The 19,985-nt window shown below is 62.2% G+C and carries 20 protein-coding genes; 14 read left to right on the forward strand and 6 right to left on the reverse strand.

Annotation, left to right across the window (positions count from 1 at the left end):
- The first annotated feature begins 17 nt into the window (after positions 1-17).
- Both nosP and nahK read left to right on the forward strand, forming a co-directional pair.
- On the forward strand, positions 18-1,175 hold the full coding sequence (gene nosP / locus ACEN8Q_RS04520; protein ID WP_413428770.1) for a nitric oxide-sensing protein NosP: 1,158 nt from the start codon (positions 18-20) through the stop codon (positions 1,173-1,175).
- On the forward strand, positions 1,105-3,738 hold the full coding sequence (gene nahK / locus ACEN8Q_RS04525) for a hybrid sensor histidine kinase/response regulator NahK/ErcS' (RefSeq protein ID WP_413704612.1): 2,634 nt from the start codon (positions 1,105-1,107) through the stop codon (positions 3,736-3,738). Before nosP ends, nahK begins: the two co-directional genes overlap by 71 nt.
- 112 nt (positions 3,739-3,850) lie before the next feature.
- Here nahK and ACEN8Q_RS04530 read toward each other — a convergent pair whose 3' ends face one another.
- The 6 genes from ACEN8Q_RS04530 to ACEN8Q_RS04555 all read right to left on the reverse strand — a co-directional run bounded on the left by ACEN8Q_RS04530 (position 3,851) and on the right by ACEN8Q_RS04555 (position 9,045).
- The gene (locus ACEN8Q_RS04530; RefSeq protein ID WP_008017467.1) at positions 3,851-4,516 is read right to left on the reverse strand and encodes a response regulator transcription factor; all 666 of its coding nucleotides are present in this window, start codon (positions 4,514-4,516) and stop codon (positions 3,851-3,853) included.
- A 57-nt stretch (positions 4,517-4,573) separates the two neighbouring features.
- Complete coding sequence (locus ACEN8Q_RS04535; RefSeq protein ID WP_413428768.1) at positions 4,574-5,131, reverse strand: PQQ-dependent catabolism-associated CXXCW motif protein; 558 nt, start codon at positions 5,129-5,131, stop codon at positions 4,574-4,576.
- Positions 5,132-5,356: 225 nt separating this feature from the next.
- Positions 5,357-6,148: an ABC transporter permease gene (locus ACEN8Q_RS04540; RefSeq protein ID WP_413427953.1), complete on the reverse strand. Its 792-nt coding sequence runs from the start codon at positions 6,146-6,148 to the stop codon at positions 5,357-5,359.
- Positions 6,145-6,876 carry an ABC transporter ATP-binding protein gene (locus tag ACEN8Q_RS04545; RefSeq protein ID WP_413427952.1) on the reverse strand — a complete coding sequence of 244 codons (732 nt, stop codon included), beginning with the start codon at positions 6,874-6,876 and terminating at the stop codon, positions 6,145-6,147. The genes ACEN8Q_RS04540 and ACEN8Q_RS04545 overlap by 4 nt, the downstream gene beginning before the upstream one ends.
- The gene (locus tag ACEN8Q_RS04550; RefSeq protein WP_413427951.1) at positions 6,873-7,832 is read right to left on the reverse strand and encodes a YVTN family beta-propeller repeat protein; all 960 of its coding nucleotides are present in this window, start codon (positions 7,830-7,832) and stop codon (positions 6,873-6,875) included. The genes ACEN8Q_RS04545 and ACEN8Q_RS04550 overlap by 4 nt, the downstream gene beginning before the upstream one ends.
- Before the next feature lie 28 nt (positions 7,833-7,860).
- Entirely contained in the window at positions 7,861-9,045 is a 1,185-nt protein-coding gene (locus ACEN8Q_RS04555; RefSeq protein WP_413704613.1) for an ABC transporter substrate-binding protein, read from the reverse strand.
- A gap of 157 nt (positions 9,046-9,202) precedes the next feature.
- Between ACEN8Q_RS04555 and ACEN8Q_RS04560 the strand changes: the two genes are divergently transcribed.
- From ACEN8Q_RS04560 to pqqE, 12 genes are all read left to right on the forward strand, one after another.
- Positions 9,203-9,367: a hypothetical protein gene (locus tag ACEN8Q_RS04560; RefSeq protein WP_413427954.1), complete on the forward strand. Its 165-nt coding sequence runs from the start codon at positions 9,203-9,205 to the stop codon at positions 9,365-9,367.
- Positions 9,368-9,423: 56 nt separating this feature from the next.
- Positions 9,424-9,885 carry a cytochrome c-550 PedF gene (gene pedF, locus ACEN8Q_RS04565; protein ID WP_008017475.1) on the forward strand — a complete coding sequence of 154 codons (462 nt, stop codon included), beginning with the start codon at positions 9,424-9,426 and terminating at the stop codon, positions 9,883-9,885.
- Positions 9,886-9,888: 3 nt separating this feature from the next.
- Positions 9,889-10,764, forward strand: a complete 876-nt coding sequence (locus ACEN8Q_RS04570; RefSeq protein WP_413704614.1) for a substrate-binding periplasmic protein — start codon at positions 9,889-9,891, stop codon at positions 10,762-10,764.
- 9 nt (positions 10,765-10,773) lie between these two features.
- Positions 10,774-11,535, forward strand: a complete 762-nt coding sequence (locus ACEN8Q_RS04575) for a quinoprotein dehydrogenase-associated SoxYZ-like carrier (protein ID WP_413704615.1) — start codon at positions 10,774-10,776, stop codon at positions 11,533-11,535.
- 16 nt (positions 11,536-11,551) lie between these two features.
- Entirely contained in the window at positions 11,552-12,487 is a 936-nt protein-coding gene (locus tag ACEN8Q_RS04580) for a quinoprotein relay system zinc metallohydrolase 1 (RefSeq protein ID WP_413704616.1), read from the forward strand.
- A 284-nt stretch (positions 12,488-12,771) separates the two neighbouring features.
- Positions 12,772-14,547 (forward strand): PQQ-dependent methanol/ethanol family dehydrogenase, encoded by a 1,776-nt coding sequence (locus ACEN8Q_RS04585; RefSeq protein WP_008017481.1) that lies wholly within the window; start codon positions 12,772-12,774, stop codon positions 14,545-14,547.
- 249 nt (positions 14,548-14,796) lie between these two features.
- Positions 14,797-16,317: an aldehyde dehydrogenase family protein gene (locus tag ACEN8Q_RS04590; RefSeq protein WP_413427946.1), complete on the forward strand. Its 1,521-nt coding sequence runs from the start codon at positions 14,797-14,799 to the stop codon at positions 16,315-16,317.
- A 263-nt stretch (positions 16,318-16,580) separates the two neighbouring features.
- Complete coding sequence (gene pqqA, locus ACEN8Q_RS04595; RefSeq protein WP_003253598.1) at positions 16,581-16,652, forward strand: pyrroloquinoline quinone precursor peptide PqqA; 72 nt, start codon at positions 16,581-16,583, stop codon at positions 16,650-16,652.
- 55 nt (positions 16,653-16,707) lie between these two features.
- The gene (pqqB, locus tag ACEN8Q_RS04600) at positions 16,708-17,622 is read left to right on the forward strand and encodes a pyrroloquinoline quinone biosynthesis protein PqqB (protein WP_413427945.1); all 915 of its coding nucleotides are present in this window, start codon (positions 16,708-16,710) and stop codon (positions 17,620-17,622) included.
- A 143-nt stretch (positions 17,623-17,765) separates the two neighbouring features.
- Entirely contained in the window at positions 17,766-18,518 is a 753-nt protein-coding gene (gene pqqC, locus ACEN8Q_RS04605) for a pyrroloquinoline-quinone synthase PqqC (RefSeq protein ID WP_413427944.1), read from the forward strand.
- Positions 18,515-18,787 (forward strand): pyrroloquinoline quinone biosynthesis peptide chaperone PqqD, encoded by a 273-nt coding sequence (pqqD, locus tag ACEN8Q_RS04610; protein ID WP_111288525.1) that lies wholly within the window; start codon positions 18,515-18,517, stop codon positions 18,785-18,787. The genes pqqC and pqqD overlap by 4 nt, the downstream gene beginning before the upstream one ends.
- Positions 18,765-19,907 carry a pyrroloquinoline quinone biosynthesis protein PqqE gene (gene pqqE, locus ACEN8Q_RS04615; RefSeq protein ID WP_413704617.1) on the forward strand — a complete coding sequence of 381 codons (1,143 nt, stop codon included), beginning with the start codon at positions 18,765-18,767 and terminating at the stop codon, positions 19,905-19,907. Before pqqD ends, pqqE begins: the two co-directional genes overlap by 23 nt.
- The last annotated feature ends 78 nt before the right edge of the window (positions 19,908-19,985 follow it).

Genomic DNA, 19,985 nt, shown 5'->3' on the forward strand with positions numbered 1-19,985 from the left:
ACCAGCGGGAGGTAAGGATGCAGCAGAGCGAAGGCGTCGTCAGTGCAATGTCCCAGGCCACCGATGCCCGGCAGGTCGCGCAGGAACTGGCAGGACAGTTGTTGCATCCGCACCTGGGGTTCGTGCTGTTCTTCTGTTCCGCCGAGTACGACTTGCAGGCACTGGGCCAGGCCTTGCAGCAAAGCTTCGGCGGCATTCGCCTGGTGGGCTGCACCAGCGCCGGGGAGATCACCCCGCTGGGCTACGGGCGCAATTGCGTGACGGCGGTGGGCTTCGATCACCGGCACTTTTCCATCGCGATCGAGCTGATCGACCAGATGGAGCACTTCAGCCTGATCGACGCCCAGCAAATGGTCGAGCGCCTGGTCAGTGGCTGTCGCAGCAACACCCTGGCCCCGATCAAGGGCAACAGCTTTGCCCTGACCTTGCTCGATGGCCTGTCCAGCCGCGAAGAAATGGTCCTGGCGGCCTTGAGCGCGGCATTGGGCGACATTCCGCATTTCGGCGGCTCGGCCGGCGACGATAACTACCTGACCCATACCCATGTGTACTTCGATGGCGAGTTTCACAGCGGCGCGGCCGTCGTGGTGCTGGTCAATACCTGGCTGGATTTCGAAGTGTTCACCACCCACCACGTGTTGCCCCGCGCCGAGAAGCTGGTGGTCACCGGGGCCGACAGCACCTTGCGCCGGGTCTTCGAACTCAATGCCGAGCCGGCAGCCGCCGAGTACGCCCGGCACATCGGCGTGCCGGTGGCGCAGCTTGATCACCGGGTCTTCGCCGCGCACCCGCTGGCGGTGCGAATCAACCAGCAGTACTACGTGCGGGCCATCCAGCAGGTGCATCCGGACCTGAGCCTGAGTTTCTACTGCGCCGTGGAAAACGGCATCGTCCTCACCGCGATGACCCCGGGCCCGATGCTGCCGAACCTGCAGAGCCTGTTCGAGGGGTTGCAGGAGCGCCTGGGTGATTTGCTGCTGACCATCGGTTGCGACTGTTTCCTGCGGCGTCTGGAACTCGAAGACGACGGCAGTCTTGACCGGATCGGCACGTTTTTGCGTGAGCAACGGGTGATGGGTTTCAACACCTATGGAGAACAGTTCAATGGCATGCACATCAACCAGACCTTCACCGGCGTTGCCATTGCCCGTGGCCGTGCCCCAGGACATCGCTGAGCTGCAGGCCGAACTGGCCAGGCTGCGCCTCGAAAACCATAAACTGCAGCGCATCAACGGCGCGCTGATCGAACGGGTCGAGTCCGGGGTGACCCGCGGCAACGATCCGTACGCCGCATTCCAGCATTCGGTGGTGCTGGCCGAGCAAGTGCGCGAACGCACCGATGCCCTGAACCAGGCCATGGCGGAACTCAAGGCTGGTAATCATTTGCTCAGCGAAGCCCGCCTGCGCGCGGAAACGGCGCATCAACACCTGATCGATGCCATCGAAAGCATTTCCGACGCCTTCGTCCTGTTCGACGCCGAGCAGCGCATCGTGCTGTTCAACAGTCGCTTCAAGGCGTTCTGGAGCAGCAGTCGGATGCGCATCAACGCCGGCATGCGCCTGACCGAGGTCAAGCGCCTGATGATGAACAACGGCCTGTTCACCGAAGAGCCACGCGGGCATGCCGACGAAAACCTGCTTTACCGCCTGCAGGACGGGCGCTGGCTGCAGGTCAGCGAGCGGCCGACCCAGGAAGGTGGGCGGGTGATTCTGTTCACCGACATTACCGACGTCAAACTCAGCGAAACCGTGCGCCGTGAGCAGGCGGTGGCGCAGAAGTCGCATCTGTTGCAACGGGCGGTCGACAACCTGTCCCAAGGGGTGGCAATGGTCAACGCCGAGGGCATTCTGGAGCTGTGGAACCGGCGTTTCCTGGAGTTGAGCGGCCTGGCGCCGGTGGCTGCCCATCGCCCGTTTGCCGAGGTGATCGCCGACAGCGAGTTGAACCTGCTGACCCCGGCCAGTCGCGATGGCAACGGCCGACCGGTAAGGGAATGCGAGCAGCGCCTGTACGATGGCCGGGTCCTGGAAATCCGCACCCATCCTTTGCCCACCGGCGGTTTCGTCAACACCTTCACCGACATTACCGAACGCTACCAGCACGCCGAGGCGCTGAGTGAAAGCGAACACTGGATTCGCCTGATCACCGATCACGTGCCGGCATTGATTGCCTACCTCAATGCCGATCTGGTCTACGAGTTCACCAACAAGGTCTACGAAGAGTGGTACTGCTGGCCCCGGGGCGTGATGCTCGGCCAGAGTCTGCGCGAAGTGCACAGCGAACAGCATTACCAGCGGCTGGAACCCTACGTGGCCAGGGCGCTGGCGGGCGAGAGCGTGACCTTCGAGTTCGCCGAAACCAACGTCAACGACCAGGAGCGCTACATGCTGCGCTCCTATGTGCCCAACCGCCTGGCCAGTGGCGAGGTGGTGGGGATTTTCGTGCTGATCCGTGACATTACCGAACGCCGTCGCACCGCCGAGGCGCTGCATCAGGCTTATCAGAACCTTGAGCTGCGGGTACGCGAGCGCACGGCGGAATTGACCACCCTCAACGATCAGTTGCTGCGTGAGATCGATGAGCGCCGCCTGGTCGAGTCACGCTTGCGCGAGGCCAAGCAGGAAGCCGAGCAGGCCAACCTGTCGAAAACCAAGTTCCTCGCGGCCGTCAGCCATGACCTGCTGCAACCGTTGAATGCCGCGCGACTGTTTACCAGTGCCTTGCTGGAACGGCGCGAGCCGATGTCCAGCGAGATCCTGGTGCGCAACGTGAGCAATTCCCTGGAGGACGTGGAAAACCTGCTGGGCACCCTGGTGGATATTTCCAAGCTCGATGCGGGGGTGATCAAGGCCGACGTCGCGCCGTTCGCCCTCAGCGAACTGCTGGACAACCTGGCCGCCGAATACACCCAGGTGGCGCGCAGTGAAGGCCTGCAACTGCACTTCATCGGTTGTTCGGCGCTGGTGCGCAGCGACATCCAGTTGCTGGCGCGCATTCTGCGCAACCTGCTGAGCAATGCGATTCGCTATACCTGCAGTGGTCGCGTGGTGCTGGGTTGCAGGCGGCATCATCAGTGCCTGACGATCGAAGTCTGGGACAGCGGCATGGGCATTGCCGAGCATCGCCTGGAGGAGATTTTCCAGGAGTTCAAGCGCGGCGATGTGCAGCGACCCGATCAGGATCGCGGCCTGGGCCTGGGCCTGGCGATTGTCGAGAAAATTGCCGGCATCCTCGGGCATCGCATTCATGTGCGCTCGTGGCCGGGTCGGGGCTCGATGTTCTCGGTCGAAGTACCGCTGAGCGCCACTGCGCCGAAACCGCCGCCGACATTGCCGATGAGCGAGCCGATGCTTGAACGCCTGCGCGGTGCCCGGATATGGGTGCTGGACAACGATGCGACCATCTGTGCCGGCATGCGCACCTTGCTGGAGGGATGGGGGTGTCGGGTGGTGACAGCGCTGTCAGAGGAAGATCTGGCGCGGCAAGTGGACAACTACCACGCCGAGGCCGACTTGCTGATAGCCGATTACCACCTGGACAACGACCGCAACGGAGTCGACGCCGTCGCCCGGATCAATGCCCGGCGCGCGTCACCGGTCCCGGCGATGATGATCACGGCCAACTACAGCAATGAACTCAAGCAGCAGATCCGTGAACTGGGCCACACCCTGATGCACAAGCCGGTGCGGCCGATGAAGCTGAAGACGGCGATGAGTCATTTGTTGGGCAGGCCTTGATTTTCCGGGTGTCGGTGCTGGCCCCTTCGCGAGCAAGCCCGCTCCCACTGGATCACCTGAATCTTTGTGGGAGCGGGCTTGCTCGCGAAAGGCGCGCAGCGGTCTTTCTGACTCAACGCCGCAGGTATGACCCGAAATCAATATCCCCGGCACTCAGGATCGCCTGCACCCGGTTGTGCACGTTGAGCTTGCGCAGGATCGCCGAGACGTGGGCCTTGACCGTGGTCTCGGCGATTTCCAGGGTGTAGGCAATCTGCTTGTTCGATTCGCCCTTGGTCATGCGCTCCAATACCTGCAATTGCTTGCGGGTCAGGGCCTGGAGCAGTTCGGGTGGGAAGCTCGGGGTGTCGTTCATCCGCCGCTGGGTGCTGCTTTTGGCGGTGCGGATGATGTCCGGGGGCAGGTAGACATTGCCATTGAGGATTTGCTGGATGGCATCGGTCATCTGTGCGCGGGGTGAAGACTTGGTGATAAAACCCACGGCACCGTAAGTGATGGCTTGCAGCACGATCTGTTTGTCCTGCTCGGCGGAGACAATCACCACCGGAATGGTCGGCGCTTCGTTACGCAGGTTGATCAGGCCATTGAGCCCGTGCATGCCGGGCATGTTCAGGTCGAGCAGGATCAGGTCGAGGTCGTCGTGTTCCTGGGTCAGTGCCAGGGCGCTGTCCAGGTCAGCGGTTTCCATCACTTCGCTGCCGGCAAAACCGTCGCTGATGACGTTGTGAATGGCTTCGCGAAACAGCGGGTGATCGTCGGCAATCAGAATTTTGTACATGGCCTTTCACCTCATTATTTTGATTATGGTGTGGCAACTACACGCACGCGTAAAGCTTCAGGGAAAGGGTTCGGGGCTGGCTGGCGAAACCGGCAGATTGGCCGCTTGCCAGGCGTCCAGGCCATCGCGATACCAATACAAGGTTTTATAGCCCATGATGGCTGCGCGTTTGACCGCGTTCCAGCTCAACCAGCAGTCGGAGCGGCAATAGAAGACCAGCGGTTGCGTCGGGTCGCCGCCCGTCAGTGACTTCAGGTTGCGGGAAAAGTAATCCTGCCAGGCGGGCGTCAGGTCGCCGTCACCGGTATTGGCCAGCCAGTGGCTGCCGGGCAGGTTTTCATGGGGCTGGTCTTCGATGAATTGCCCTTGCAGCCACTGACGGCGGTAGACGTCGATCAGCACCGGGCGCGGGTTTTGGCTGAGCAGCGTCTGCAGGGCGCGGGTGTCGACGATGGTTGCACCTTGCAACTGCTCGGGCGTCGGGCTGCGGTACAGGCCAATGCGATAGCCGTCGGCAGAGAACAGCGCGGTATCGGCCTGCGCAGTACTCAACAACAGGCTCAGCGACAGGGCGGCGAGAGCAGGGCGCAACAGGCGACGTCGGGCACGCGGCATGGGTTCGGTCCTTATAGTTATGGACCTATTACATGCCAGTCGGGGGACGTTGGGAATGCGACGATAGACAGGGAAACCAGTACTAAAGTAGTAATTTCACCCTGCTCAATGAAGATCCCCCTGTGGGAGCGGGCTTGCTCGCGAAAGCGTTGTGTCAGTCAACTTATTTATTGAATTTGCCGCCGCCTTCGCGAGCAAGCCCGCTCCCACAGTTGACCTGTGTAGTCAGTTGGTTTTGCGCAGGGCGGCGTGCTGGGGGTTGAAGGTCAGCACAGCGAGCAGCGTGAACAGCAGCGTTAGCCCCACGCACACCGCCAGCGCCAGCGGATTGAAGCGCTCGTACAAGGCAAAGCGCACCAGCTCCACCGCATGGCTGAACGGGTTCAGGGTGCACAACCAGTACAACCACTCGCTGGCCTCGCGCATCTTCCACAGCGGATACAGCGCCGATGACAGGAAAAACAGCGGGAAGATCACGAAATTCATCACCCCGGCAAAGTTCTCCAGCTGGCGGATCGCGTTCGACAGCAACAGGCCCAGTGCGCTGAGCATCAACGCCACCAGCAGCAGGGCCGGCAACGCCATCAACAGACCCAAGGCGGGCGGCCGCACGCCGTAAATCCAGGCAATCGCCAGAAACGCATACACCTGCAACAGCGAAATCAGTGAGGTGGCCAGCAGCTTGCTGCACAGCACGAAGGTGCGCGGCAGAGGGCTGGTCAACAGCACGCGCATGCTGCCCATCTCGCGGTCGTAGACCATCGACAGTGACCCCTGCATGCCGTTGAACAGCAGGATCATGCAGGCCAGCCCGGGAATGATGTAGACCTCATAGGGAATGTAGGTGTCGTAGGGCTCGATGATGGCGATCCCGAGCGCTGCGCGAAAACCGGCCGCGAATACCAGCAGCCACAGCAGTGGCCGCACCAGGGCGCTGAGAAACCGCGTGCGTTGCAGCACGAAGCGCAGCCATTCGCGTAGCACGATGCCGCTGAAGCATTGCCAGTAAGCTGTCATTGCATGGCTCCTGTGGTCGTCAGGCGGGTGAATGCCGAACCGAGGTCACCGCCGTGTTCCAGGCTCAGGGCAGCCGCCTGTCCGCTGGCGACCAGCCGGCCTTGATGGAGGATCAGCAAGTCGTCACTGGGCTGCACTTCGTCGAGCAGGTGAGTGGTCCAGAGCACGCTGATGCGCTCCTCGCGACACAGGCTGCGCAGGTGCTGATTGAGCGCCAGGCGACTTGCCGGGTCGAGGCCGACACTGGCTTCATCGAGCAGCAGCAGACGCGGCTCATGCAACAGGGCGCGGGCTATCTCTACCCGGCGACGATGGCCGCCGTTGAGTTCACGCACCCGTTCGCGGCGGCGCTCGGTCAGGGCCTGGCGGGCCAGTTCGGCGTCGACCCGAAGACCGCTCTGGCGCCGGGACAGGCCATGCAATGCCGCGTGATAACGCAGGTTCTGCTCGACGCTAAGGTCCAGGTCCAGCGTGCTTTGCTGGAACACCACGCCCAATTGCCTGAGCGCCGGGCGTGCCGCGTTGCGCAATGAACAGCCACCGACGCGGATCTCGCCTTGCTGCAGATCATAGAGCCGGGTCAGCAGGGCAATCAGGGTCGACTTGCCCGCGCCGTTGGGTCCCAGCAGCGCGGCGAAACGCCCGGGTTCCAGGCTGAAGCTCACCTTGCGCAAGGCCTCTCGAGTACCGTAGGCAAAGCTCAGGTCACTGACTTCAAGGGCGTTCATGGCGTCACCACCACGCCCCAGGGATAGCGCCCGACCTTCACCGACTTGCTGACCTTGAGGCTGTCGACATCGATCACCGAGACATCGCCGCTGACGCCGTTGGTGGCCAGCAATTGCTTCTGGTCCGGGGTGAACGCCATCTGCCAGACCCGTCGGCCCACCAGCAGGTAATCAATAATCTCGAAGGTTCTGGCGTCGACCACCGCGACGTGATTGGCCGGGCCGAGGGCGACGAAAGCGTATTTTCCATCGGCGCTGAGCTTGATGCCCACCGGTTGCACCTTGTCCGGGTGCACGCCCTTGATCTGGAAGTTCAGGGTCTTGAGGACGTTGCGGCTGGCCACGTCGAGAATGGTCACGGTGCCGCCGATTTCCGCCGAGGCCCAGAGCTTCGCGCCATCCGGGGAGAACTCGACGAAGCGCGGGCGCTGATCCACCAGGGTGCTGTCGGCCAGGGTCTGGGTGCTGGTGTCGATCCAGTGCAGCATGTTGGTGGTTTCGCTGGTATTGACCGCCCACTTGCCGTCAGGGCTCACCGCCATGCCTTCGGGTTCGACGCCGACGTTGATCTGGCCGAGGACCTTGGAGGTTTCGGTGTCGATCACCGTGACCAGTGCATCGTCTTCGTTGGAGACATACAACCAGCGATTGTTCGGGTGCAGGGCGAATTGTTCAGGGTCTTTGCCCGAGGGCAATTCCTTGATGATCTTGCGCGTGGCCACGTCCATCACCTGGACCCGGTCCGAGTCGCTGGCGCAGATGTACAACAGCTTGTTGTCATGGGACAGCAGCAGGCCGCGGGGGCGCTGGCCGACGGGCAGGGTGTCGGTGACTTGCAGGGTCTGCATGTCGATCAGGCTCAGGCTGTTGTCCTTTTCGTTGGAGACCCAGGCCGTGCTGGCGACGGCTTGGCCAGCGGCGAGCAGCAGGATGCATGAAAGCAGGGTGCGGCGCATGGCAGTGTCCTTGTTGTAGTTGTTGTGTTCAGGGAAAGCGGCAGCTCACCTCGGATTTGTCGTAACCCAGACTGTCCATCTCGTTGAACGGGTGCAGAAAGCCGTCCTGGGGTGACGTGCTGACCAGCGCCCGGGGCTGGACAATGGGAATCGGCTGGCGCAACTGGCCGTTCCACGGCCGATAGCTGAGCTTGCGGCCCTTGAAACCGTCGAGCGGCAACTGGTCGCTGATTTCAAGCGCACGGATCGCCATCGGCTCGGCCTGGCGCTGTTTGCTCACGGCGCTGGCGATACTGCGCACGGCAATCCATGCGGCGAAATCGCGGTCGTTCATCCAGCGTCCGGCCAGGGCTTCGAAGCGTTTTTGCAGTTGCGCGGCGCCGTAGGTTTCCACGGTCTTGTGCCAGCCTACCGGGGTCAGGCCCTGGGTGCCGGCGACCGGACGCGGGTACCAGGTCTGGTAGGGCACGTATTCACCGAAGTCACCGCGTTCATCGGCCACCAGTACCACGTCGTACTCGGCGGTCTGGGTGAACAGCGGCATATCCGCCTGGGCACTGCGCCGCTGGTCGTTATCAAAGCTCCAGGGTTTTTCCGCCACTAGTTGCAGGCCGAAGCGCCTGGCGGCGCGGCGCAGGGCGGCGGCGTAGGCTTGATCGTCCGCCGTCGGGCCGACTATCAGCAGCGCGCGCTGCCATTTGCGCAGCACCAGAAACTGTACCAGCGCGTCGGCGAGCATCGCCCGGCTCGGCAAGGTGTGCAGCACGTTCGGCAGGCAATCGGTGGTGCGCAGGTTGTCGTCCGGGCTGCCGGCGTTGAACAGCAGGCTGTCGGGCAGTGCGGCACTGAGCTGCTGCAGGCTGGCTGCAGGTGCGTTCACCACAAACAGGCGCAGACCCTGTTCGTGCTGGGCCTTCGCCGCTTCGAGCAAGGCTTCGGGGCTGTCGACGCTGGCGCTGGTCAGGCTGTAGCCGTGATTGAGAAAACGCCCGGTGCTGTTGCTGTCGGTGATCGCCAGTTCGGCGCCGCGCAGGCCGGCATCGGTGGGTTCGGGAATGACGTTCGACAGCAGCGGGCCAGGGTCGGGGCGATAACCCAGGTAGCCGATGCGCACCTGCAAGGGCGCATCGGCGGCCTGGCTCTGGGTGGCCAGGCCGGCGGCGCAGGCAATCGCCAGCAGATAGATCAGGGCATAAGGGGCAAGCTGGCGCATAAGGCTCTCCATCACCGGTAGCGCCAGCATAGGAAGCCTGTGGTGACGTGAAAATATGCAGAAAGTACCGAAGGGCCAGTACCAAGGTAGTAGCCCGCCACGTTCGGCGCGGTTCTAGCATGGGCAATCACGGCCATTGATCTGGAGGGGATTGACCATGCGTATCGTCAAAACGCTGCTCCTGCCGTTTCTGCTGATCCTGACCCTGATCGGCGTCGACCGGCTCCACGGCCCGCGTCCGCAGTCCACCGATCGCCTTACGACCAAGGGAGTAGGTGGCGACCACCAAAGCAGCATGGGGTCTGTGCGCAGGGCTTTCTAATATGACCGCCATAGCCTCTGACAAGAGGTTTTGCGTGCAATCCTGAGGGCAGAACAATGACAACAAAACGCAACGCCTTGCTCGTCACCGGGCTGCTGGCCGGTCTTATCAGCGCAGGTTCCGTGTGGGCCCACGGCAACGTGGTACCCCAGGCTGTGGAAACCAAGGGACTGACGCCAGTCAAGGACGCCGGTGTGCAACTCGATGCCGACGGCTGGGCTGCGGTAAACCCTTATCGCACCGCCCCGGAACATGACAAGGCAGTGGAAATCGGCGCCTCGGCCTATACCCAGAACTGCGCGGCCTGTCATGGTCTGGAAGCCAAGTCCGGTGGTATCGCCCCCGACTTGCGCATGCTCGATGTCGGTGAGTCGGGCGATGAATGGTTCGCCGAACGGGTACGCCATGGCGCGGTGCGCGACGGTCGGGTGTACATGCCGAAGATGGCCGACTACCTGAGCCAGGAAGCTCTGTGGGCGGTGCGCACTTATCTGGACACTGTGCACGTCGAGGAGTGACCCATGCGCCTGCTCGCGGTGTTGCTCGGCGCTCTGTGGCTGTGTTGCCAGCCGGCGCAGGCGCAGGTTCGCAACTACGACGAAATGATCGCCGCCGGGGAGCTGAAGGTGGCGATCTACAAGGACTTCGCCCCCTACAGTTTTGAACGCGCCGGAAAGCCCCAGGGGGTCGATGTCGAGCTCGCCGAGGCCCTGGCCAAGGCGCTCGGCGTGCGCCTGACGCTGATCTGGGCTCCGGCCGGGGAAAAGCTCGATGACGACCTGCGCGACTACATCTGGCGTGCCAGTGCCTTGCACAATCAGCAACTGGCCGACCTGATGATGCGCGTGCCCTACGACCATGACTATGCGCAGAAGCGTAATGAGTTAGGCGAACTGGAAAACGGCCATGTGGTGATGTTCGGTCCGTACCAGAACGAACAATGGCAGGTGGCCTATGACCGTCGGCGGCTGGACAAGGTCGCCAGCGTCGCGGTGTTCGCGCAACACCCGATTGGCGTCGAAGTCGACAGCGTGCCGTCGTTCTACCTGACCTCGGTGTTCAACGGCATGCTCGCCGGCAAGACTCATCACTATCCCGGCGTGCCCCAGGCGTTTGCCGCGATGAAGGCGGGTGAGGTCGACGCGGTGATGGCCATGCGCGGCGAGATCGACTGGCAAGTGCATGAAGCGGCCGACCCGCAAGTGGCACTGGCAGAAAATGCCTACCCGAACATGGGCAAGCAGCTTTGGGAAATCGGCATGGCGGTTCACGAAAGCAACCGTCAACTGGCCTATGCCGTGGAGGAGGCGCTCGAAGGCTTGATCCGCGAGGGCTCGGTGAAGGCCATCTACGACCATTACGGCCTGCGTTACGACGTGCCCGAGATGTATCAATAGGAGCTGGCGATGAAATGGCGAGGGAGTTGTCTGTTGGCCTGCTGGTTAAGCCTGGCGGCCCAGGCCGCCGATATCGATCCCGGCAAGGATCCGGTGCCATCGGTGATGTGGACGTTCTATCACAAGCAGTTTCTTGGCAATGCGCCGTTCGTTTTCGATGATCAGGTCAAGTTGCTGGCGCCGCCGTTTGCCGAAGATGCCCGGCAGGTGCCGCTGGAAATCGACGCCCGGGCGTTCAATGGCGAGGTGGTGAAAATCCTCGCCTGGGCAGAGCTGAACCCTTTGCCGAAAATCGTCGACTTCCAGCCGCTGGATTCCGTTTTACCCTGGCTGTCGTTGCGCATTCGCATCGAACAGGCCACACCCTTGCGCGCGGCGGTGTTGACCCGTGACGGCCTGTGGCACGTCGGTTCGACCCTGATCGACGCGGCGGGTGGCGGCTGCACCGCGCCGAGCGTGGTACGCAGCCAGCCCGGCTGGGAGGAGCACATCGGCGAAGTGTTCGGCGGCCGCTATCCCCGTGGCGAGTTCAGCCGTTTGCGTTTGCAGGTGGCCCATCCCATGGACAACGGCATGGTCAGCGGCATTCCGGAATTCTTCATCAACCATGCCGAGCTGCGCGACCGCAGCGACCAGGTGCTGGCCCGGCTGGAGTTGTTTCCCGCCGTCAGCGAAAACCCCAACCTGGCCTTCGACATCGAAGGGGCAGGGCAAACCAGCCTGTTTTTACGGGACAACAGCGGCAATGTGTTTGATGCATCAATTCCCTGACCATAAGGAGCGTGGCATGCGCTGGATACTGCTGATGGTGTTGTGCGTCAGTCTGCCGACCCTGGCCGACCTCGAGTACTCGCTCAAGCCCCGGCAGATCGCCCAGGACACCTGGTTGCTGGAAGGCAGCACGGATAATTTCGCCAAGGCCAACGGCGGCAACATCGTCAACACCGCGTTCATTGTCACCGAGCGTGGTGTGGTAGTGATCGACAGCGGGCCGTCGAAGCGTTACGGCGAAGCGCTGCGCAAGGCGATTGCCGCCACCACCGACAAGCCGGTGATCCAGGTGTTGCTGACTCACCATCACCCGGACCATGTGCTGGGCAATCAGGCCTTCACCGACGTGCCGATCGGTGCCTTGGCCGGCACCACCGGGCTGATGCACCAGCAAGGCGATGCCATGACCGAGAACCTGTATCGAATGGTCGGCGACTGGATGCGCGGCACTGAAATGGTATTGCCCACCCAGGTGCTGACACCCGGCGTGAAAAGTTTTGGGAATCACGATTTGCGTCTGCTGAGCCTGGGTGGGCATACGGGCGCGGATCTGGCTATTCTCGACCAGCAAACCGGTGTGCTGTTTGCCGGGGACCTGGTGTTTTATCAACGGGCGCTGACCACGCCCAACAGTCCGGGGCTGTCACGGTGGCTGGCGGATATCGCGGCCCTGCAAGACTTGCCCTGGACGCTGGTCGTGCCGGGTCATGGACCGGTGGCAAGCGATCCACGACCCTTCGAGCAGATGCGCGATTACCTGACCTGGCTCGATCAGCTTATGCGCAACGGCGCCGCCAATGGCAGCGACATGGCCGAGATGATCCGCAGCCCCATCCCCGAACGTTTTGCCGGGATCAACCTGAGCCGATACGAACTGATTCGCAGCGTCAGCCATTTGTACCCGCGTTACGAGCGCGGGCAGATGACCCGGGTCGATTCCGCCAGCAAATAGTCGACCCAGATCCCCTGTAGGAGCGAGCCTGCTCGCGATGGACGTTAACGATAACGCGAGCTGCCTGGATGAACGCGGTGGTCTGACGTTTTTCGCGAGCAAGCTCGCTCCTACAGGGGGGCGGTGTCGTTCACAAAATCGAGTGTCCATCTCACTCGACCCGCTACCAAGGAACTAGAAAACTCCACACTGCGGGCAATTGTTGCCAGGGCGGCGGCGCCCAAGAATCTGCACCAGACCGGGAAAATTTTCCGGGCATAACAAAAATTGCAGAGGAAGCCGTCATGACTCAACCCGCACGTCGCCAGCCCTTCGTCCTGAGCCTGCTGCTCAGTGCCATGCTGTTGTCCGGCCAGGCATTGGCCGGGGTTTCCGACCAGGACATTCTCCAGGACCCGAAGAATCCCGAGCAGGTCGTGACCAACGGCCTGGGTGTCCAGGGGCAGCGCTACAGCCCGCTGGACATTCTCAATGTCGACAACGTCAAGGAGCTGCGACCGGCATGGGCGTTTTCCTTCGGTGGTGAAAAACAGCGTGGTCAACAAGCGCAGCCGATGGTCAAGGACGGCGTGATGTACATGACCGGTTCCTACTCGCGGGTGTTCGCCGTGGATGCGCGCACCGGCAAGAAGCTCTGGCAATACGATGCGCGCCTGCCGGATGACATACGCCCCTGCTGCGACGTGATCAACCGTGGCGTCGCGCTGTATGGCGACCTGGTGATCTTCGGCACCCTCGACGCCAAGCTCGTGGCACTGAACAAGGACACCGGCAAGGTGGTCTGGAGCAAGAAAGTCGCCGACCACAAGGAAGGCTACTCGATCAGCGCCGCGCCGTTGGTGATCAACGGCAAACTGATTACCGGCGTGGCCGGAGGCGAGTTCGGCGTGGTGGGCAAGATCGAGGCCTACGACCCGAAAAACGGTGACCTGCTGTGGACCCGGCCGACGGTCGAAGGCCATATGGGCTACGTCTACAAGGACGGCAAAGCGGTGGAAAACGGCATCTCCGGTGGCGAGGCGGGCAAGACCTGGCCGGGCGATCTCTGGAAAACCGGCGGCGCGGCCCCTTGGCTTGGCGGCTATTACGACCCGGAAACCAACCTGCTGCTGTTCGGTACCGGTAACCCGGCACCGTGGAACTCGCACCTGCGCCCTGGCGACAACCTCTACTCTTCATCGCGCCTGGCACTCAATCCAGACGACGGCACCATCAAGTGGCACTTCCAGAGCACGCCCCACGACGGTTGGGACTACGACGGCGTGAACGAGCTGGTGTCGTTCAATTACAGCGAAGGCGGTAAAGAGATCAAGGCGGCGGCCACTGCCGACCGTAACGGTTTCTTCTACGTGCTGGATCGTACCAACGGCAAATTCATCCGTGGTTTCCCGTTCGTGGACAAGATCACCTGGGCCACCGGCCTGGATAAAACCGGCCGGCCGATCTACAACGAAGCCAGCCGTCCCGGTGCCCCGGGCTCCGAAGCCAAGGGCAGTTCGGTCTTCGTGGCGCCGGCGTTCCTCGGCGCGAAAAACTGGATGCCGATGGCTTACAACCAAGACACCGGGCTGTTCTATGTACCGTCCAACGAATGGGGCATGGACATCTGGAACGAAGGCATCGCCTACAAGAAAGGCGCGGCGTTCCTCGGCGCCGGATTCACCATCAAGCCATTGAACGAAGACTACATCGGCGTGTTGCGGGCCATCGATCCGAAAACCGGCAAGGAAGTGTGGCGCCACAAGAACTACGCGCCGCTATGGGGCGGGGTGCTGACCACCAAGGGCAACCTGGTGTTCACCGGTACGCCTGAAGGATTCCTGCAGGCGTTCAACGCCAAGACGGGCGAGAAGGTCTGGGAGTTCCAGACCGGTTCCGGTGTGCTCGGTTCGCCCGTGACCTGGGAAATGGACGGCGAACAGTATGTCTCGGTGCTCTCCGGCTGGGGCGGCGCCGTACCGTTGTGGGGTGGCGAAGTGGCCAAGCGGGTGAAGGACTTCAACCAGGGCGGCATGCTCTGGACCTTCAAGCTGCCCAAGGACCTGGTAGCCAAACACTGATCCACCACAAACCTGTAGGAGCGAGCTCGCTCGCGATGAACCCGAGAACGCCGTGGGGTGTCAGGCTTCCAGCGTTATCGTTGACGACCATCGCGAGCAAGCTCGCTCCTACAGGGGGCGGTGCAGAATCTACGACCAAATAACGAGAGCCCCTCCTGCCAACGATGCATTCGTCTGGCACGCGGGGCTCTCTAGTATCGGCTCATCGCCTGTCAGCACGACAGGCTCCGACCCAGACAGAGGCCCATCATGATCTACGCACAACCCGGAACCCCAGGTGCCGTCATTACCTTCAAGCCGCGCTACGGCAACTTCATCGGTGGCGAGTTCGTTGCCCCGATCAATGGCGAGTACTTCACCAACACCTCACCGGTCAACGGCGAAGTAATTGCCGAATTCCCGCGCTCCAGCGCCGCCGACATCGACAAGGCCCTCGACGCTGCCCATGCCGCTGCCGACGCCTGGGGCAAGACCTCGGCCCAGGACCGCTCCCTGGTGCTGCTGAAAATCGCTGATCGCATCGAGCAGAACCTTGAGGTGCTGGCCGTCACCGAAACCTGGGACAACGGCAAGGCCGTGCGCGAAACCCTCAACGCCGACGTGCCGCTGGCGGCCGACCACTTCCGTTACTTCGCAGGCTGCATCCGCGCCCAGGAAGGCGGCGCCGCCGAGATCAACGAGCTGACCACGGCCTATCACTTCCATGAGCCGCTGGGCGTGGTCGGGCAGATCATTCCCTGGAACTTCCCGCTGCTGATGGCCGCCTGGAAACTCGCCCCGGCCCTGGCTGCGGGCAACTGCATCGTGCTCAAGCCTGCCGAGCAGACGCCGCTGTCGATCATGGTCTTCGCTGAGCTCATCGCCGACCTGCTGCCGGCGGGCGTACTGAACATCGTCCAGGGCTTCGGTCGCGAAGCCGGCGAAGCCCTGGCCACCAGCAAGCGCATCGCCAAGATCGCGTTCACCGGTTCGACCCCGGTGGGCGCGCACATCATGCATTGCGCCGCCGAGAACATCATTCCCAGCACCGTCGAACTGGGCGGCAAGTCGCCGAACATCTTCTTCGAAGACATCATGAGCGCGGAACCTGCGTTCATCGAAAAAGCCGCCGAAGGCCTGGTGCTGGCGTTCTTCAACCAGGGCGAAGTCTGCACCTGCCCGTCCCGGGCGCTGGTGCAGGAGTCGATCTACGAGCCGTTCATGGCCGAGGTGATGAAGAAGATCGTCAAGATCAAGCGCGGCAACCCGCTGGACACCGAAACCATGGTCGGTGCCCAGGCTTCCGAGCAGCAATACGACAAGATCCTCTCGTACCTGAGCATTGCCCAGGAGGAGGGCGCCGAACTGCTCACCGGTGGCGCGGCCGAACGCCTGGAGGGCGACCTGTCCAGTGGTTATTACATCCAGCCGACGCTGCTCAAGGGGCACAACAAGATGCGTGTGTTCCAGGAAGAAATCTTCGGCCCGGTGGTGGGTGTTACCACCTTCAAGGACGAAGCTGAAGCCTTGGCCATCGCCAACGACAGCGAGTTCGGCCTCGGCGCCGGCCTGTGGACCCGCGACATCAACCGCGCCTACCGCATGGGCCGGGCGATCAAGGCCGGGCGCGTGTGGACCAACTGCTACCACCTGTACCCGGCGCACGCGGCGTTTGGTGGCTACAAGAAGTCCGGCGTCGGTCGGGAAAACCACAAGATGATGCTCGACCACTATCAGCAGACCAAAAACCTGCTGGTGAGCTACGACATCAATCCGCTGGGGTTCTTCTGATTTCGCACTGATGGCAAGCACTCTGTAGGAGCGAGCTTGCTCGCGATGATCCCGAGAACGCCACGGGGCACCAGGCTTCCCGCGTTATCGTTGACGACCATCGCGAGCAAGCTCGCTCCTACAGTATTTGTGTGTACATGACGATCGCACACCCCCTACCAAATCACCCCCGAAACTCCTTCGAAAGTAGCATTCGGGCACTCGACGCCCCGTGCATTAATGGCATTACCGGAATCACCCGGGCACAAGAAGAGGAATGACCCATGTGGACTAAACCCGCGTTTACCGATCTGCGCATTGGCTTCGAAGTGACGATGTATTTCGCCAACCGTTGATTGATCACCCGGCCAGCCGAAGCGTTGGCCGGGCCTGCCTTGTGGAGCATCTGCCATGTACATTCGCGTTCTTGGTTCCGCAGCCGGCGGTGGCTTCCCACAGTGGAACTGCAATTGCCGCCAGTGCGCCGGTGTGCGCAATGGCAGCCTCCAGGCACAGCGCCGTACGCAGTCGTCGATTGCCCTGAGTGACGACGGTGTGGCGTGGGTGCTGTGCAACGCTTCACCGGACATTCGCGCGCAATTCGAGAGTTTTGCGCCCTTGCAACCGGCGCGGCGACTGCGTGACAGCGCCATCGCCGGCATCGTGCTGCTGGACAGCCAGATCGACCATTGCACCGGTTTGCTCAGTCTGCGCGAAGGCTGTCCGCATGCGGTGTGGTGCACTGAGCGCGTGCATCAGGACCTGAGCAGTGGTTTCCCTTTGTTCGAGGTGCTTGGGCACTGGAACGGCGGATTGCAATGGCAACCGGTCGGTCTCGATCGCCAGCCGTTCGGCATCCCGGCCTGCGAGCATTTGCAATTTCGTGCGATTCCCCTGGTGAGCAACGCGCCACCGTATTCGCCCAATCGCGGCAACCCGCAACCGGGCGACACCATTGGCCTGTTCATTGAAGACCTGCGCAACGGCGCCTCGCTGTTCTATGCACCGGGCCTTGGGCAAATCGACGATGAAGTGCTGGGCTGGATGCAGCGTGCCGATTGCCTGCTGCTGGACGGCACGCTGTGGCGTGACGATGAGATGCGTCTTTGTGAAGTCGGCCAGAGCCTGGGCAGCGAAATGGGGCACCTCGCACAAAGCGGCCCCGGCGGGATGCTTGAAGTGCTGGAGGGTTTCAACCGCCAGCGCAAGGTGCTGATCCACATCAACAACACCAATCCGATCCTTGATGAAAACTCGACCGAGCGGGCGTTGCTGGAGCGGCGGGGGATCGAAGTGGCTTATGACGGCATGGGTATTGAGTTGTAGTCGACGGCCTCTTCGCGAGCAAGCCCGCTCCCACAATGGATCTGTTTCGATCAAAAAATTGTGTTCAACCCTGACCCCTGTGGGAGCGGGCTTGCTCGCGAAGAGGCCAGACCAGACACCGCAGCGCTTCCAGGAGTACCCCAATGACCGAGACCCCGATGTCCCCCAAAGAATTCGAAGCCGCCCTGCGTGCCAAGGGCGCCTACTACCATATCCATCACCCGTTCCACCAGGCCATGTACGCCGGCCGCGCCAGCCGCGAGCAGATCCAGGGCTGGGTCGCCAATCGTTTCTATTACCAGGTCAACATTCCGCTGAAAGACGCCGCGATCCTGGCCAACTGCCCGGACCGCGACGTGCGCCGGGAATGGCTGCAACGGATTCTCGACCACGACGGTGTCCCCGGCAGCGAGGGCGGTATCGAAGCCTGGCTGCGCCTGGGCGAAGCCGTGGGGCTGGATCGCGAGCGGATTCTGTCCCAGGAGCTGGTGTTGCCCGGGGTGCGATTTGCGGTGGATGCCTACGTCAACTTCGCCCGTCGCGCCTGCTGGCAGGAAGCGGCCAGCAGTTCGCTGACCGAACTCTTTGCCCCGCAGATCCATCAATCGCGACTCGACGCCTGGCCCACCCATTACCCGTGGATCGACGTCGCAGGCTACGACTATTTCCGCACGCGCCTGAGCCAGGCGCGGCGCGATGTCGAGCATGGCTTGCGCATCACCCTGGCGCACTACGTGACGGCCGAGGGGCAACGACGCATGCTGGAGATTCTGCAATTCAAGCTCGACGTGCTGTGGAGCATGCTCGATGCCATGAGCATGGCCTACGAGCTGGAGCGTCCGCCGTACCATACGGTCACCGGCGATAACGTCTGGCACCGGGGGATCGCCCTGTGAGCCTGATCAATCGCCAGCAGTCACCGGCCTTGCGTCGCGGTTTTCGCCTGCAATGGGAGCCCCGTCAGGCCTGCCATGTGCTGCTGTACCCCGAAGGCATGATCAAGCTCAACAGCAGTGCCGGACAGATTCTCGACCTGGTGGATGGCCAGCGCAGCGTGGCGGCGATCATTGATCGATTGAGCGCGAATTTCCCCGGCGTACCGGGGATCGACGAAGACGTGCTGGCGTTTCTGGAGGTGGCCCATGCGCAATTCTGGATCGAGTAAGGCGCTGCCCGGACCGCCGTTGTGGCTGCTCGCCGAGTTGACTTACCGCTGCCCGCTGCAATGCCCGTACTGTTCCAATCCATTGGATTTTGCCCGGCACGGCGAGGAACTGAGCACGGAAGAATGGATCCGCGTGTTCCGCGACGCACGGGACATGGGCGCCGCGCAATTGGGCTTTTCCGGTGGCGAGCCGCTGGTACGCCAGGACCTCGCCGAACTGATCAAGGCCGCGCGGGACATGGGCTACTACACCAACCTGATCACCTCCGGCATCGGCCTGACCGAGCAGAAGGTGCGCGACTTCAAGGTGGCCGGGCTGGACCATATCCAGATCAGTTTCCAGGCCGCCGACGAAGCGGTGAACAACATGCTGGCCGGCTCGCGCAAGGCCTTCGCCCAGAAACTCGCGATGGCCAGGGCGGTGAAAGCCCAGGGCTATCCGATGGTGCTGAACTTCGTCACCCATCGGCACAACATCGACCGGATCGCACAGATCATCGAGTTGTGCCTGGAACTGGAAGCGGACTTTGTAGAACTCGCCACGTGCCAGTTCTATGGCTGGGCTGAACTCAATCGCGTCGGCTTGCTGCCGACCCGCGAACAACTGCAACGGGCCGAGCGCATCACCAACGAATATCGCCAACGTCTCGAAGCCCAGGGCCACCCGTGCAAGCTGATCTTCGTCACCCCGGACTACTACGAAGAGCGTCCCAAGACCTGCATGAACGGCTGGGCCAACCTGTTTCTCGACATCACCCCTGATGGCACAGCGTTGCCTTGTCACAGCGCCCGGCAATTGCCGGTACAGTTTCCCAACGTGCGCGAGCACAGCATCGAGCACATCTGGAACGACTCGTTCGGCTTCAACCGTTTTCGCGGCGATGACTGGATGAAGGAGCCGTGCCACTCCTGCGACGAAAAGCACAAGGACCTGGGGGGCTGCCGCTGCCAGGCCTTCATGCTCACCGGTGACGCCACCAATGCCGACCCGGTGTGCAGCAAGTCCGCGCACCACGGTGTGATTCTCAAGGCCCGCGAAGAAGCCGAGGCGCCGGGTTTGGGCATGGAACACCTGACATTGCGCAATGAGAAGGCGTCGCGGCTGATCTACCGCGGATAAATCAAGCAGTACAGATCCCAATCCGGGCAGATGACCTTGGTCTGATTGCATTCGCAGCTGGATGGTTTAGTGTGGCTT

The sequence above is a fragment of the Pseudomonas sp. Pseusp16 genome, from assembly GCF_047324915.1.
Classification (GTDB): domain Bacteria; phylum Pseudomonadota; class Gammaproteobacteria; order Pseudomonadales; family Pseudomonadaceae; genus Aquipseudomonas; species Aquipseudomonas fluorescens_CD.

What these genes read in the sequence shown, in the direction of transcription:
- nosP (WP_413428770.1), top strand. Translation starts at nt 18, where the DNA reads ATGCAGCAGAGCGAAGGCGTCGTCAGTGCAATGTCCCAGGCCACCGAT.
- nahK (WP_413704612.1), top strand. Translation starts at nt 1,105, where the DNA reads ATGGCATGCACATCAACCAGACCTTCACCGGCGTTGCCATTGCCCGTG.
- pedF (WP_008017475.1), top strand. Translation starts at nt 9,424, where the DNA reads ATGACAACAAAACGCAACGCCTTGCTCGTCACCGGGCTGCTGGCCGGT.
- ACEN8Q_RS04540 (WP_413427953.1), bottom strand. Translation starts at nt 6,148, where the DNA reads ATGACAGCTTACTGGCAATGCTTCAGCGGCATCGTGCTACGCGAATGG.
- pqqC (WP_413427944.1), top strand. Translation starts at nt 17,766, where the DNA reads ATGACCGAGACCCCGATGTCCCCCAAAGAATTCGAAGCCGCCCTGCGT.
- ACEN8Q_RS04545 (WP_413427952.1), bottom strand. Translation starts at nt 6,876, where the DNA reads ATGAACGCCCTTGAAGTCAGTGACCTGAGCTTTGCCTACGGTACTCGA.
- ACEN8Q_RS04535 (WP_413428768.1), bottom strand. Translation starts at nt 5,131, where the DNA reads ATGCCGCGTGCCCGACGTCGCCTGTTGCGCCCTGCTCTCGCCGCCCTG.
- ACEN8Q_RS04590 (WP_413427946.1), top strand. Translation starts at nt 14,797, where the DNA reads ATGATCTACGCACAACCCGGAACCCCAGGTGCCGTCATTACCTTCAAG.
- pqqE (WP_413704617.1), top strand. Translation starts at nt 18,765, where the DNA reads ATGCGCAATTCTGGATCGAGTAAGGCGCTGCCCGGACCGCCGTTGTGG.
- ACEN8Q_RS04570 (WP_413704614.1), top strand. Translation starts at nt 9,889, where the DNA reads ATGCGCCTGCTCGCGGTGTTGCTCGGCGCTCTGTGGCTGTGTTGCCAG.
- ACEN8Q_RS04575 (WP_413704615.1), top strand. Translation starts at nt 10,774, where the DNA reads ATGAAATGGCGAGGGAGTTGTCTGTTGGCCTGCTGGTTAAGCCTGGCG.
- ACEN8Q_RS04580 (WP_413704616.1), top strand. Translation starts at nt 11,552, where the DNA reads ATGCGCTGGATACTGCTGATGGTGTTGTGCGTCAGTCTGCCGACCCTG.
- ACEN8Q_RS04560 (WP_413427954.1), top strand. Translation starts at nt 9,203, where the DNA reads ATGCGTATCGTCAAAACGCTGCTCCTGCCGTTTCTGCTGATCCTGACC.
- ACEN8Q_RS04530 (WP_008017467.1), bottom strand. Translation starts at nt 4,516, where the DNA reads ATGTACAAAATTCTGATTGCCGACGATCACCCGCTGTTTCGCGAAGCC.
- ACEN8Q_RS04550 (WP_413427951.1), bottom strand. Translation starts at nt 7,832, where the DNA reads ATGCGCCGCACCCTGCTTTCATGCATCCTGCTGCTCGCCGCTGGCCAA.
- ACEN8Q_RS04585 (WP_008017481.1), top strand. Translation starts at nt 12,772, where the DNA reads ATGACTCAACCCGCACGTCGCCAGCCCTTCGTCCTGAGCCTGCTGCTC.
- ACEN8Q_RS04555 (WP_413704613.1), bottom strand. Translation starts at nt 9,045, where the DNA reads ATGCGCCAGCTTGCCCCTTATGCCCTGATCTATCTGCTGGCGATTGCC.
- pqqB (WP_413427945.1), top strand. Translation starts at nt 16,708, where the DNA reads ATGTACATTCGCGTTCTTGGTTCCGCAGCCGGCGGTGGCTTCCCACAG.